This window comes from Rathayibacter sp. AY1F2 (assembly GCF_002930885.1).
Lineage (GTDB): Bacteria > Actinomycetota > Actinomycetes > Actinomycetales > Microbacteriaceae > Rathayibacter.
In genome coordinates, this window is record NZ_PSVG01000001.1 from 110,253 (window position 1) to 123,564 (window position 13,312).

Genomic DNA, 13,312 nt, shown 5'->3' on the forward strand with positions numbered 1-13,312 from the left:
GGCTGATGCCCTCCGACCCTCTCGCCGACGCGATCACCGCCTGGTTCCGCACGAGCGCCCGCGACCTGCCGTGGCGCCGCGAGGGCTTCCCCGCCTGGGGCACGCTCGTCAGCGAGTTCATGCTGCAGCAGACCCCGGTGGTCCGCGTCGTCCCGCGTCTGGCGGAGTGGCTGGAGCGCTGGCCGACACCCTCCGCGCTCGCCGCCGTCCCGCCCGGCGAGGCGGTGCGCGCCTGGCAGTCCCTGGGCTACCCGCGGCGGGCCCTGCGCCTGCACGCCTGCGCCGTGGCGATCGCCGAGGAGCACGGCGACGTGGTCCCCGACGACGTCGAGACCCTCCTCGCGCTGCCCGGCATCGGCGACTACACCGCCCGCGCCATCGCCGTGTTCGCCTACGGGAGGCGGCACCCCGTGGTCGACACCAACGTCCGCCGGGTCCTCGCGCGCGCGGTCGACGGAGCGGCGGAGCCCGGCCCGCCCCGCGCGAGGGCCGACCTCGCCGCGATGTCGGCGCTGCTGCCCGAGTCGCTCTCCGAGGCGGCGGCCTTCAACGCGGGCGCGATGGAGCTGGGGGCGGTCGTCTGCACCGCCCGCGCTCCGCGCTGCGACGAGTGCCCGATCCGCGACCTCTGCCGCTGGCGGGCGGAGGGGTACCCCGAGCACACCGGGCCCGTGAAGGCGAAGCAGAAGCGGTTCGAGGGCTCGGACCGCCAGGTCCGCGGCCTCATCCTCGCCGAGCTGCGCGCCGCGCACGGCCCGGTCACCGCGGCCGAGGTGGAGTCTCTCTGGCCGGACGCCGACCAGCGCGGTCGCGCCCTGGCCGGGCTCCTCGCCGACGGCCTGGCGACGGGCGGCCCGGAGGACGGCTACCTCCTCCCCGGCTCCTGAGGGCCCGTCGACCGCCGTCCGCGTCGGAGGAGGCGGGTAGGGTCGGCGCCGTGACCGGTCGCCGCCTCCGCCTCCCCCGCCCCGACGCCGCCGTCGAGCGCGCCCTCGACGTCGACCTCGCCCAGGACGTCCAGCGCGCCCTCGCCGCGGTCCGCGTCGAGAACGACCTGCCCGGCCCGTTCCCGCCGGCCGCGCTGGCCGAGGCCGAGCACGCGGACGCCGGAGCGGACGACGAGGACCGCGTCGACCGGACGGACCTCCCCTTCGTGACGATCGACCCGCCCGGCTCGCTCGACCTGGACCAGGCCCTCCACCTGGAGCGCACGTCGGAGGGCGTCGTCCTCCGCTACGCCATCGCGGACGTGCCCGCGGTCGTCCGCACCGGCGGAGCGCTCGACGCCGAGACGCGCCGCCGCGGCCAGACCTACTACCTCCCGGACGGCCGCGTCCCGTTGCACCCCGCGGTCCTCTCCGAGGGGACCGCGTCGCTCCTGCCGGACGAGACGCGCCGAGCGCTGGTCTGGACGCTGACCCTCGACGAGCGGGCGGAGCCGCGCTCGGTGCACCTCGAGCGGGCGCTCGTCCGCAGCGTGGCCCGGCTCGACTACGAGGGCGTGCAGCGCAGCGTCGACGCGGGCGATCCGCACCCCTCCCTCGCCCTGCTCCCCTGGTTCGGACGCGAGCGCCTGGCGCGCGAGGCCGAGCGTGGAGGAGCGAGCCTGACGCTGCCCGAGGAGGAGATCGTCGCCGTCGACGGCGGCTACCGGGTCGAGCGCCGCGCTCCCCTGGCCGTCGAGGGCTGGAACGCCCAGGTCTCGCTGCTGACCGGTATGGCGGCGGCGACGATGATGCTCGACGCGGGGGTGGGCATCCTCCGGACCATGCCCGAGGCCGACCCCGCCACCGTCGCGGCCTTCCGCTCCCGAGCCGCGGCGCTCGGCGTCCCGTGGCCCGAGGAGGAGGCCTACGGCGCCTACCTGCGCCGCCTCGACACCGACGACCCCGCCCAGCTCGCCATCATGTACGCCGCGGCGACCCTGTTCCGCGGCGCCGGCTACACCGCCTTCGACGGCGCCCCGCCGGAGCATCCCGCGCAGGCGGCTCTCGCCGCGCCGTACGCGCACGTCACCGCGCCCCTGCGGCGCCTGGTCGACCGGTTCGGCCTCGCCGTCTGCCTCGCGGTGTCCCGGGGCGGAACGATCCCGTCGCAGCTGCGCGAGGCGCTGCCCCTGCTCCCGCCGCTCCTCGCCGCGAGCGACCGCCGGGCCGGAGCCGCCTCCCGTGCGGCGACCGCGATCGTCGAGGCCGCCGTCCTCCGCGGCCGCGAAGGAGCCTCCTTCAGCGGGATCGTCGTCTCCTCGGCGCGCACCCGCTCCTCGGTCCAGCTGCTCGACCCGGAGATCACCGTCGACCTCCCGGCCCCGCTCGAGCCGGGAGCCCGTGTCGTCGTCGTCCTGGAATCGGTCGACGTCGCCACGGGCTCCGCGGTGTTCGGGCTCGGCGCCTAGTCCTCGTCGTCCTCGCGGGGCTTCACATAGGGGTCGGCCTCGCCGGCGTAGTCCGCCTGAGCGGCGAGCGACTGCACCTGCGAGTCCTGGCTGCGCGCGGCGGCGAGCAGGTCCTCGATGTGCTTCGCGTTCTCGGGCACCGCGTCGAGGATGAACTCGAGCGACGGCGTGAGCCGGGACGTGATGTTCCTGCCCACCTCGGTGCGGAGCATGCCGGTGGCGGCCTTGAGAGCCGCGGCCGAATCGGCGCGCTCCTCATCGGTGCCGTAGACCGTGTAGAACACCGAGGCGTGCTGCAGGTCGCCGGTCACCTGGACATCGGTGATGGTGACGAAGCCGAGGCGCGGGTCGCGGAGACCGCGCTCGAGCCGCTTCGCGACGATCACCTGGATACGTTCGGCGAGCTTCCTCGCCCGGGCCGGATCTGCCATGGCTGGTCCTCACATCTCTCTCGGCGAACCGTTCAGCTCGCCATTCAACCACTCTCCGCCCGGACGACCGGTCGCGTTTGAGGGGGCCTTGCTTCTGGGGCGTGATGCCCCTCGACCGCGCGTCATCGACGGCGCGGGTGGGGTGCCTTCTCGCGGCTCCCTCCCGTGGGCCTGCGGCCCGCCCGCCAGGCCCGGCCAGGAGCCGCGAGAAGGCACCGCACCCGTGCCCGCGATCGGAGGGAGTGCGGGTCCGCCCCCCGGATCCTCGGGGACCGGGGCGGGAAGGCTCAGGTGCTGGATCGGGAGCCGGACATCGCCCGCAGGCTCGCTGCTCACGAGCTGCTCGCTCAGCGGGCGCACCCACCGAGACGGGAGCGCCTGATCTTCGACGGCCTTCCACGCCCGGAGGTGCGGAAGCGCCCTCTGGAGGGTGCGCACCTCCGGGACACGGGCCGCCCCCGATTCCTCCCGCAGGGCGCGAGAGGACGAGAGTCCCCTCCCGATCCCGCACGAACAGCGCCGTGAGACGCCGGAAGGCCCGGGCGGACCCGGGCCTTCCAGTGGAGCGGATCAGCCTCGCGGCTTCTCCTTCATCTCGATCGTCTCGATCTCGTCGCCGATCTGGATGTCGTTGTACTTTCCGAGACCGATACCGGCCTCGTAGTCCGTACGGACCTCCGTGACGTCGTCCTTGAAGCGACGCAGCGACTCGATGGCCAGGTTGTCCCCGACCACGACGCCGTCACGGATGACGCGCGCCTTCGAGTTGCGGGTGATCGTGCCGGAGCGGACGATGACACCCGCGATGTTGCCGAACTTGGAGGAGCGGAACACCTCGCGGATCTCGGCGACACCGGACTGGACCTCCTCGAACTCGGGCTTGAGCATGCCCGTGAGCGAGTTCTCGACCTCTTCGATCGCGTTGTAGATGACCGAGTAGAAGCGGATGTCCACTCCTTCTCGAGCAGCGCGCTCGCGGGCCTTCGGGTCGGGGCGGACGTTGAAGCCCACGATGATCGCGTTGTCGATCGTCGCGAGGTTGACGTCCGACTCCGTGATCGCACCGACACCGCGGTGGATGATGCGCAGCTGCACCGAGTCGTCGACCTCGATCTTGACGAGCGACTCCTCCAGCGCCTCGACGGCACCGGACACGTCGCCCTTGATGATGAGGTTGAGCGACTCGACCTTGCCCTCCTCGAGAGCACGGGTGAAGTCCTCGAGCGAGATGCGCTTGCGGGCCTTGGCCAGCAGGGCGTTGCGCTGAGCGGCTTCGCGCTTCTCGGCGATCTGACGGGCCGTGCGGTCCTCCTCGGTGACGAGGAAGGTGTCGCCGGCGCGGGGCACGGACGAGAGTCCCTGCACCTGCACCGGACGCGACGGCACGGCTTCGAGGACGGCGTTGCCGTTCTCGTCCGCCATCGCACGGACGCGGCCGTAGGCCGTTCCGGCGACGATCGCGTCTCCGACGCGCAGCGTTCCCGACTGGATGAGCACGGTCGCGACCGCACCGCGTCCCTTGTCGAGCTTCGCCTCGATCGCGACTCCGCGCGCCTCCTTGTTGGGGTTGGCGCGCAGGTCGAGACCGGCGTCCGCGGTGAGCAGCACGGCGTCCAGGAGGTCCTGGATGCCGGTGCCCGCGCGAGCCGACACGTCGACGAACATGACGTCTCCGCCGTACTCCTCGGCGACGAGCCCGAACTCGGTGAGCTGCTGGCGCACCTTGGCCGGGTTGGCGTCGGGCTTGTCCACCTTGTTCACCGCGACCACGATCGGCACGTTGGCCGCCTGGGCGTGGTTCAGCGCCTCGATGGTCTGCGGCATGATGCCGTCGTCCGCCGCGACCACGAGGATCGCGATGTCCGTGACCTGGGCACCGCGGGCTCGCATGGCGGTGAACGCCTCGTGACCCGGGGTGTCGATGAAGGTGATCGGGCGCTCGATGCCCTCGTGCTCCGCGACGACCTGGTACGCACCGATGTGCTGCGTGATGCCGCCCGCCTCGCCGGCGACGACGTTGGCGTTGCGGATCGCGTCGAGCAGGCGCGTCTTTCCGTGGTCGACGTGACCCATGACGGTGACGACCGGCGGACGGATCTCGAGGTCCTCGTCCGTCTCGTCGTCGAGCTCCTGCTCGAGGTCGAGACCGAAGCCCTCGAGGAGCTCCTTGTCCTCGTCCTCGGGCGAGACGACCTGGATCTTGAAGCCGAGCTCGGAGCCGAGCACCTCGAAGGTGGCCTCGTCGAGCGACTCGGTCGCCGTCGCCATCTCGCCGAGGGCGAAGAGGACGGTGACCAGGTTGCCGGGGGGCACCGGCACGCCGGTCATGGCCTCGATCTTGTCGGCGAAGTCCGAGATCGACGCGCCGCGGCGCAGACGGATGACCGTCCTGCCGTCGCCGCGGGGGACGCTGACGCCGCCGAGCGACGGGGCCTCCCTGAGCTCGAACTCCTGACGCTTCGTGCGCTTGGACTTCCGGGCCTTGCTCTTGCCGCCGCCGCGACCGAAGGCTCCTGCGGTTCCACCGCCGGGGCCGCGACCGCGACCGCCGCCGCCACCGGGACGCGGGGCGAAGCCGCCACCGGCACCGGGAGCGCCGCCGGGGCGCTGGAAGCCGCCGCCGGCCGGACGACCGGCACCGCCGGGACGTCCTGCTCCGCCGCCGGGTCCGCCGGGACGCTGGCCGAAGCCGGCGGGGCGCTGGCCCATGCCGGGTCCGCCGGGTCGGGGCGCGCCGGGGCGCGGAGCAGCCGGGCGGGGGATGTTGCCCGGGGTCGGACGCGATCCCATGCCCTGCGAGCTGGCGAAGGGGTTGTTGCCGGGGCGCGGGGCGGCGGGACGCTGTCCCATGCCCTGGTTGCTGGCGAACGGGTTGTTGCCCGGGCGCGGGGTGCCGCCGGGGCGGTTGGAGCCGCCCGAGGCGCCGCCGGGGCGCGGGGTGTTCGCGGCGGGAGCCGGACGCGGGGTCACGGGCTTGGGTCCGCCGGGGGTCGCGCCGGACGCCGGCTTCTCGGCGGCGGCCGGAGCCGCGGGGGCCTCGGTCGGAGCCGGAGCGGCGGCCTCGGCGGGCGCGTCCTTGGCTGCCTGAGCGCGCTGAGCGGCCGCGGCCTCCTGGGCGGCCTGAGCCTGGGCCTGGCGCTCGGCGACCGACATCGGCGGTGCCGGCGCCGGAGCGGGCGGCTTGGCCGGTCCGGGCGTGGGCGCGGACGGACGCGCGCCGGAGGGGCGCGGGGCCCCGGGACGGGCGCCGGCGGCGGGGGCGGCCGGGGTCGCCGACGCTCCCGCGGAGGAACCGCCCTGGCCCTGGAGGGCCTGGCGGAGCTTGCGCGCCACCGGGGGTTCGATGCTCGAGGACGGGCCCTTGACGAACTCGCCGAGCTCCTTCAACTTCGCAAGTGCGACCTTGCTATCGACACCCAGTTCGGATGCGATCTCGTGTACGCGTGGTTTTGCCACTTCTCTCCTGTCTTGGGCCTGCACCCAAGACGGGGGCAGGCGTCACGAACGGACGGGTCTCATTTCGAGCCGCTCATCAGTCTTCGCTCATGATCAGTTCACGGGCCGTTCTGCCTGTTCTCTATGGTGTGATCGTGCGCTGCTCCGGCCCCTCCGGTCGAGGGGCCGAGCCGGTCGGATCGTGCGATGTACTGCTCCAGCTCGCTCGCGTCCACGCTCTCGCGTGTCCGGAACGCTCTTCCGAACGCGCGGCGCTTGACCGCGAGCTCGTAGCAGTCGGCTGTGTCGTGGAGCCACGCTCCCCGACCAGGACGGACGGCACGCGGGTCTACCGCGAGGACGTTCGAGTGGAGGACCAGCCTCAGAAGAGAGGCCCGGGGGGCGCGCAGACGGCAGCCGACGCACGTTCTGACGGCTTCCACTCTACTCCCTCCCCTCCGGGACCGCTCCCCCGCACGGCCGATGCTCGGGGATCACTCCCCGTCCATCACCGAATCGGGCTGGATGTCGATCTTCGCGCCGGTCAGCTTGGCGGCGAGGCGGGCGTTCTGGCCCTCCTTGCCGATGGCGAGCGAGAGCTGGTAGTCGGGGACGAGCGCGCGGACGGCCTTGAGGCTCTGGTCGATCACGAACGCGCTGGTCACCTTGGCGGGCGAGAGCGCGCTGGCGACGAAGGTCGGCAGGTCGGAGGAGTAGTCGACGATGTCGATCTTCTCGTTGTTGAGCTCGGCGGTCACCGCGCGCACGCGCTGGCCGAGCTCGCCGATGCAGGCGCCCTTGGCGTTCACGCCGGGCTCGGTCGCGCGCACCGCGATCTTGGTGCGGTGGCCGGCCTCGCGGGCGAGGGAGACGATCTCCACCACGCCGGACGCGATCTCGGGGACCTCGAGGGCGAACAGCTTGCGCACCAGCGACGGGTGGGTGCGGGACACCTGGACCGACGGGCCCTTGGGTCCGCGGCCGACGCTCGTGACGTAGACGCGGATGCGGCGTCCGTGGCTGTAGTCCTCGCCGGGCACCTGCTCCTCGGGCGAGAGGATCGCCTCGATGGAGCCGAGGTCGACGTGGATCATCCGCGGGTTGGGGCCCTGCTGGATGACGCCGGCGACGATGTCGCCCTCGCGGCCCTTGAACTCGCCGAGCACGTGCTCGTCGGCGATGTCGCGCAGGCGCTGGTTGATGACCTGCTTCGCGGCGAAGGCGGCGATGCGGCCGAAGTCGCGCGGGGAGTCCTCGGCCTCGCCCACGACGGCGCCCTCCTCGTCGAGCTCGGGCACGAAGACCGAGACGTGACCGGTCTTGCGGTCGAGGTGCACGCGCGCGTCGACGGCGGTGGCCTTGTCGGCGTCGTCGGCCTGGCCGATGTGCTTGAGGTAGGCGGTCAGGATCGCCTGCTCGATGATCTGCACGAGTTCCTCGAAGGGGATCTCGCGCTCGCGCTCCATGAGTCGCAGAACGCTCAGGTCGATGTCCACGGGCGGGCCTTTCTCTCTATTCACTTGGATGCCGCGGTGGTGACCGCGGTCGTTCGCCTGCCGGGCTCTCACCCGGATCAGCCCTCAAGGGTACCCGACGCGGCCCGGGGTTCCACCCGCGGTTCCTGCCGAGGCACGGAGGGCCCCGCCTGCCGCGGGAAGCGGTGGCGGGGCCCTCGGCGTGTCGGGTCTAGGCGCCCAGCCGGGCGAGCGCCTCGGCGACCGGGAGCTGCTCGCGCTCGCCGGACCGGCGGTCCCACAGCTCGACGATCCCGTCTGCCGCTCCTCGCCCCGCGATGACGATCACGGGCACCCCGATCAGCTCGGCGTCGCCGAACTTGACGCCGGGCGAGACCTTCGGGCGGTCGTCGATCAGCACGTCGCGGGCGGCGGCCTCGAGGGAGGCGCCGACCGACTCGGCGAGCTCGAGAGCCGCCGCGTCCTTGCCGGTCGCGATGACGTGCACGTCGAACGGCGCGACGTTCGCGGGCCACAGCAGTCCGCGGTCGTCGTGGGTGGCCTCGGCGATGATGGCGAGGATGCGGGTCACGCCGATGCCGTAGGAGCCCATCGTGACGGTGACGAGCTTTCCGTTCTCGTCGAGCACCTTCAGCCCGAGGACGTCGGCGTACTTGCGGCCGAGCTGGAAGACGTGGCCGATCTCCATGCCGCGGGCGGTCTCGATCGGGCCCGAGCCGTCGGGCGCCTCGTCGCCGGTGCGGACGTCCGCGACCTCGACGGTGGCGTCGCCGTGGAAGTCGCGGCCGGCGACCAGGTCGAGGACGTGCTGCCCGGAGACGTTGGCCCCGGTGATCCAGGCGGTGCCGTCGACCACGCGCGGGTCGAGCAGGTAGCGGACGCCGGTCGCCGACTCCTCGCCCAGGACGGCTCCCTCGGCCGACCAGGGTCCGATGTAGCCCTTGACCAGTCCGGGGTGCTTCGCGAAGTCCTCCGCCGTGGCGGCCTCGACCTCGGCCGGGGTGAACGCCACTTCGGCGCGCTTGAGGTCGACGTCGCGGTCGCCGGGCAGGCCGACGATCACGAGCTCGCGGGTGCCGTCGAGCGCGGTGAGCGCGAGGACGACGTTCTTCAGGGTGTCGGCGGCGGTCCAGGCGCGGCCGTCGGGGCGGGGCTGCGTCGCGTTCGCCAGGTCGACCAGGGTCTGGATGGTCGGGGTGTCGGGCGAGTCGAAGACGCGCGCCTCGGGCAGGCCCTCGACGGGCAGCGCCGCGGGGACGGGCGTGCGGTACGCCTCGACGTTCGCCGCGTACCCTCCCGCCGACCGGACGAAGGTGTCCTCGCCGACGGGGGTGGGGTGCAGGAACTCCTCGCTCCGGGAGCCGCCCATCGCTCCGGCGTCGGCCTGCACGATCACGTACTCCAGGCCCAGACGGGCGAAGATCCGCTCGTAGGCGTCGCGCTGGCGCTGGTAGCTCGCGTCGAGGCCGGCGTCGGTGTAGTCGAAGGAGTACGCGTCCTTCATCGTGAACTCGCGGCCGCGCAGGAGGCCCGCGCGGGGCCGCGCCTCGTCCCGGTACTTGTCCTGGATCTGGTAGATCGACAGGGGCAGGTCCTTGTAGGAGGAGTAGAGGTCCTTCACGAGCAGCGTGAAGAACTCCTCGTGCGTGGGAGCCAGCATGTAGTCGGCGTCCTTGCGGTCCTTCAGGCGGAACACGCCGTCGCCGTACTCGGTCCAGCGGCCCGAGAGCTCGTAGGGCTCGCGGGGCAGGAGCGCGGGGAAGTGCACCTCCTGGGCGCCGGCGGCCTCCATCTCCTCGTGGATGATCCGCTCGATGCGGCGCTTGACGCGCAGTCCCAGCGGCAGCCAGGCGAAGACGCCGGGCGCCTGACGGCGGATGTAGCCCGCGCGGACGAGGAGGCGGTGGCCCGCGACCTCGGCGTCGGCGGGATCCTCCCGGAGCGTGCGGACGAACAGATGCGAGAGACGGGTGACCACGAGGGACGATCCTATCCGCTGCGCTCCCCCGGCTCGCGAGGGCGCCGGGAGCCTCAGTCGGGGATCCGCGAGAAGACGACCGCTCCGCCCGTGCCGTCCAGCAGCACGTCGTCGGGGGTGCCGCCGATCGTCATCGGGCCGGAGAGGAGCGCCCGGAGCCGGATGGCCTCGGGGCTCGGCGTGTCGGAGCAGGTGTCGGAGCCGGTCACCTCGTCGCCGGGGATCAGCACGCCGTCGTCGATCCGGTAGGCGGCGCTGACCACGAGGCAGCCGGTGCCGACGACCAGGGTCGGCGCACCCCCGACGCTCTCGGAGCGGAGGCGGACGCGGGCGTCCTCGACCCAGGCCGTGTACGGGGTCTCCCCTTCGGCCGCGGTCAGCACCCAGCGGTCGCAGCCGAAGGGGTCCTGCGGGCTGCGGCTGTCGATGCACTCGCCGGCCTCGGAGGACGGGCCGCTGCGGAGCGCGGCGACACCGGAGGCGAGGAGCGCGGCGGCGACGACCACGAGCGCGAGGCGCAGTGCGGGGCGGACCACGTCGATCCGCCCCGCGCCGTCAGTTCGCGCCGACGGTGACGACCGGGGCTCCGGTCGAGGTGTCGTCGGCCGGCATCTCGGCGGCCAGGCGGTTGGCCTCCTCGATGAGGGTCTGGACGATCTCGGCCTCGGGGACGGTCTTGATGACCTCGCCCTTGACGAAGATCTGGCCCTTGCCGTTGCCGGAGGCGACGCCCAGGTCGGCCTCGCGGGCCTCGCCGGGTCCGTTGACGACGCAGCCCATGACGGCGACGCGCAGCGGGACGCTCATGCCCTCGAGGCCGGCGGTGACGTCGTTGGCGAGCGTGTAGACGTCGACCTGCGCGCGGCCGCAGCTGGGGCAGGAGACGATCTCGAGCTTGCGCTCGCGGAGGTTCAGCGACTGGAGGATCTGCAGGCCGACCTTGACCTCCTGCGCGGGCGGGGCCGAGAGGGACACGCGGATGGTGTCGCCGATGCCCTCGCCGAGGAGGATGCCGAAGGCGGTGGCGGACTTGATGGTCCCCTGGAACTCGGGGCCGGCCTCGGTGACGCCGAGGTGGAGGGGCCAGTCGCCGCGCTCGGCGAGCTGGCGGTAGGCCTTCACCATGACGACGGGGTCGTTGTGCTTGACCGAGATCTTGAAGTCGTGGAAGTCGTGCTCCTCGAAGAGGCTGGCCTCCCAGACGGCGCTCTCGACGAGGGCCTCGGGGGTGGGCTTGCCGTACTTCTGCAGGATGCTCGGCTCGAGCGAGCCGGCGTTGACGCCGATGCGGATCGAGACGCCGGCGGCCTTCGCGGCGGCGGCGATCTTGCCGACCTGGTCGTCGAACTTGCGGATGTTGCCGGGGTTCACGCGGACCGCGGCGCAGCCGGCGTCGATCGCGGCGTAGACGTAGTTGGGCTGGAAGTGGATGTCGGCGATGACCGGGATCTGGCTCTTCTTGGCGATGATCGGCAGCGCCTCCGCGTCGTCGCGGCTCGGCACCGCGACGCGGACGATGTCGCAGCCGGACGCGGTGAGCTCGGCGATCTGCTGGAGGGTCGCGTTGATGTTCGTCGTCGGTGTGGTGCACATCGACTGGACGCTGACCTGCGCGTCACCGCCCACGAGCACCTTGCCCACCTTGATCTGGCGGGACTTGCGGCGGGGGGCGAGGGTCATGGGGACCTTGGGAAGACCCAGATTCACTGCTGGCACGCGCCCCATCGTACGCGCGCCGCGGTACCCCTCGTCCGCTCGCCGCACCTTCCCAGCCGCCGCCCCTCCTGCGGGCCTCGGAACCCGCCCACCGCACCTGCTCTCAGCCCGAGACCGCACGACGATCCGCGGTCGCCTCGCTCCCGAGCCGAACCGCCGATCCCGTCCGAGCGATTCACCGCAGACGCTGCCAGCCCGCTCCCTTCACAGAGCGGACCGCGCCACGCCGGTCAGCGACCGCCCTGCCACCCCCGAGGCGAACGGGTGAATCGCGTCCCAGCGATTCGCCCCAGCCGTCCGCACCCCGCTCCACCCACGCCCCCACCCCGAGAAACCGACCGCGCCACGCCGGGCGAGGCCCGGCGTGGAATCCAACTCAGAACAGCGTGATCGGCTTGACGATGTCGGCGTAGATGAGGAGGGCGCTCATGCCGCCAAGGACGAGGACGACGACGTAGGTGAGCGGGAGCAGGCGGGCGATGTCGACGGGGCCGGGGTCGCGGCGTCCGAAGAGCTTGGCGATCCGGCGGCGCAGGCCCTCCCAGAGGGCGCCGGCGATGTGGCCGCCGTCCATGGGGAGCAGCGGCACCAGGTTGAAGACGAGGAGGGCGATGTTGAGCGAGGCGAGGACGCCGACCATCGTCTGCACCTTCGACACGACGGGGAGCTGGTCGGAGGCGGCGATCTCGCCCGCGATCCGGCCGACTCCGACGACGCTGATCGGGCCGTTGGCGTCGCGCGCCTCCGAGCCGAACGCCGCCTGGGCGACGTCGATGAGGCGCTGCGGCAGGTTGAGGATCACATGGGCGACGCTGGTGATGTTCGACCAGACCGTCTCGGGCACCGCGGTGACCGGCTGCTGCGCGAGGGCCGACGTGGGCGAGATGCCGATGAAGCCGACCGTCTGCGTCTCGATCGCACCGGAGGCGTCGGTGACGGGGGCGCCGTTCGCGTCGGTCACCGCGACCTCGTTCTCGGCGGGGGTGATCGTGAGGGTCAGCGGGGCGCCGTCGCGCTGGACGGACACGCTGAGCGGGACGCCCGCGGAGCGCTGGATGATCGGGGTCAGGTCGTTCCAGGTGCTCACCGGAGTGCCGTCGATCGCCGTGATCGTGTCGCCCGGCAGCAGGCCCGCCGCGGCTCCGGGTGCCAGCGGGTCGTCGGCGGTGCAGGTCGCGGTCGCGCGCTGCGACTCCGGGACCACGCACTGCGAGACCGCGGCGAGGGTGCTGGTGCTCTGCGGGATCCCGATGCCGCAGAGGAGGACGGTGAAGAGGACCGTGGCGATCACGAGGTTCATGAAGGGGCCGCCGGCCATGACGATCACGCGCTTCCACACGGGGAGCCGGTAGAACGCGCGGTGGTCCTCGCCGTCGCCGATCGTCTCGGCGCTGGCGGCGCGGGCCTCGTCGATCATCGTGGCGTAGGCGCCGCGCCGGGGCTCCTCGAGCTGGGCCTCGGAGGACGCCAGGCCGTTGAAGAAGCCGGTGCTCGACTCCGTGGGCCGGTCCCCCGGGTGCTTCGGCGGGTACATGCCGATCATGGCGATGTAGCCGCCGAGCGGGATCGCCTTGACGCCGTACTCCGTCTCGCCTCGGCGCCGGGAGAAGAGGGTCGGCCCGAACCCGATCATGTACTGCGTGACCTTGACCCCGAACAGCTTGGCGGGGAGCAGGTGCCCGACCTCGTGCAGGGCGATGGAGAGGGCGACGCCGACGGCGATGATGACGACGCCGAGGACGAAGAGCAGCACGGATTCCACCGACACACTGTAGGCCGGGCCCGCCCGTCCACGCTGGGGTGCGCCTGCACGGATCCGATGAACTCCGCGGCCGAGAGGATCAGCGGCGCGACGTCCGCCGACAAGGATCCGCGGAAACGG

The 13,312-nt window shown here is 72.6% G+C and carries 10 protein-coding genes; 2 read left to right on the top strand and 8 right to left on the bottom strand.

The genetic code is table 11. From position 1 onward, the window contains the following. The first annotated feature begins 5 nt into the window (after positions 1 to 5). Both C5C54_RS00495 and C5C54_RS00500 read left to right on the top strand, forming a co-directional pair. The gene (locus C5C54_RS00495; RefSeq protein ID WP_104246569.1) at positions 6 to 887 is read left to right on the top strand and encodes an A/G-specific adenine glycosylase; all 882 of its coding nucleotides are present in this window, start codon (positions 6 to 8) and stop codon (positions 885 to 887) included. Positions 888 to 937: 50 nt separating this feature from the next. After that, positions 938 to 2,395, top strand: coding sequence for a ribonuclease catalytic domain-containing protein (locus C5C54_RS00500; RefSeq protein ID WP_104287584.1), 1,458 nt, complete (start codon positions 938 to 940; stop codon positions 2,393 to 2,395). Here C5C54_RS00500 and rbfA read toward each other — a convergent pair. The 8 genes from rbfA to C5C54_RS00540 all read right to left on the bottom strand — a co-directional run bounded on the left by rbfA (position 2,392) and on the right by C5C54_RS00540 (position 13,192). Continuing rightward, a complete protein-coding gene (gene rbfA / locus C5C54_RS00505; RefSeq protein WP_104223052.1) occupies positions 2,392 to 2,826 on the bottom strand; it encodes a 30S ribosome-binding factor RbfA in 435 nt (144 codons plus the stop codon). The two genes, C5C54_RS00500 and rbfA, sit on opposite strands and share 4 nt — an antisense overlap. 570 nt (positions 2,827 to 3,396) lie before the next feature. Next, positions 3,397 to 6,282, bottom strand: coding sequence for a translation initiation factor IF-2 (infB, locus tag C5C54_RS00510; protein WP_104246572.1), 2,886 nt, complete (start codon positions 6,280 to 6,282; stop codon positions 3,397 to 3,399). 98 nt (positions 6,283 to 6,380) lie between these two features. Further along, complete coding sequence (locus tag C5C54_RS00515; RefSeq protein WP_104225593.1) at positions 6,381 to 6,704, bottom strand: YlxR family protein; 324 nt, start codon at positions 6,702 to 6,704, stop codon at positions 6,381 to 6,383. 51 nt (positions 6,705 to 6,755) lie between these two features. Beyond that, positions 6,756 to 7,757: a transcription termination factor NusA gene (gene nusA, locus C5C54_RS00520; protein ID WP_104225180.1), complete on the bottom strand. Its 1,002-nt coding sequence runs from the start codon at positions 7,755 to 7,757 to the stop codon at positions 6,756 to 6,758. A gap of 190 nt (positions 7,758 to 7,947) precedes the next feature. Then, entirely contained in the window at positions 7,948 to 9,714 is a 1,767-nt protein-coding gene (locus C5C54_RS00525; RefSeq protein ID WP_104287585.1) for a proline--tRNA ligase, read from the bottom strand. A 53-nt stretch (positions 9,715 to 9,767) separates the two neighbouring features. Continuing rightward, a complete protein-coding gene (locus tag C5C54_RS00530; RefSeq protein ID WP_104225178.1) occupies positions 9,768 to 10,250 on the bottom strand; it encodes a hypothetical protein in 483 nt (160 codons plus the stop codon). 19 nt (positions 10,251 to 10,269) lie between these two features. Beyond that, complete coding sequence (gene ispG / locus C5C54_RS00535) at positions 10,270 to 11,430, bottom strand: flavodoxin-dependent (E)-4-hydroxy-3-methylbut-2-enyl-diphosphate synthase (RefSeq protein ID WP_173244694.1); 1,161 nt, start codon at positions 11,428 to 11,430, stop codon at positions 10,270 to 10,272. Positions 11,431 to 11,806: 376 nt separating this feature from the next. Then, positions 11,807 to 13,192 (bottom strand): RIP metalloprotease, encoded by a 1,386-nt coding sequence (locus C5C54_RS00540; RefSeq protein ID WP_258063155.1) that lies wholly within the window; start codon positions 13,190 to 13,192, stop codon positions 11,807 to 11,809. Between the last annotated feature and the right edge of the window lie 120 nt (positions 13,193 to 13,312).

Bases quoted from the DNA above. Each gene is read 5' to 3' on its own strand.
- rbfA (WP_104223052.1), bottom strand. From the start codon at position 2,826: ATGGCAGATCCGGCCCGGGCGAGGAAGCTCGCCGAACGTATCCAGGTG.
- C5C54_RS00495 (WP_104246569.1), top strand. From the start codon at position 6: ATGCCCTCCGACCCTCTCGCCGACGCGATCACCGCCTGGTTCCGCACG.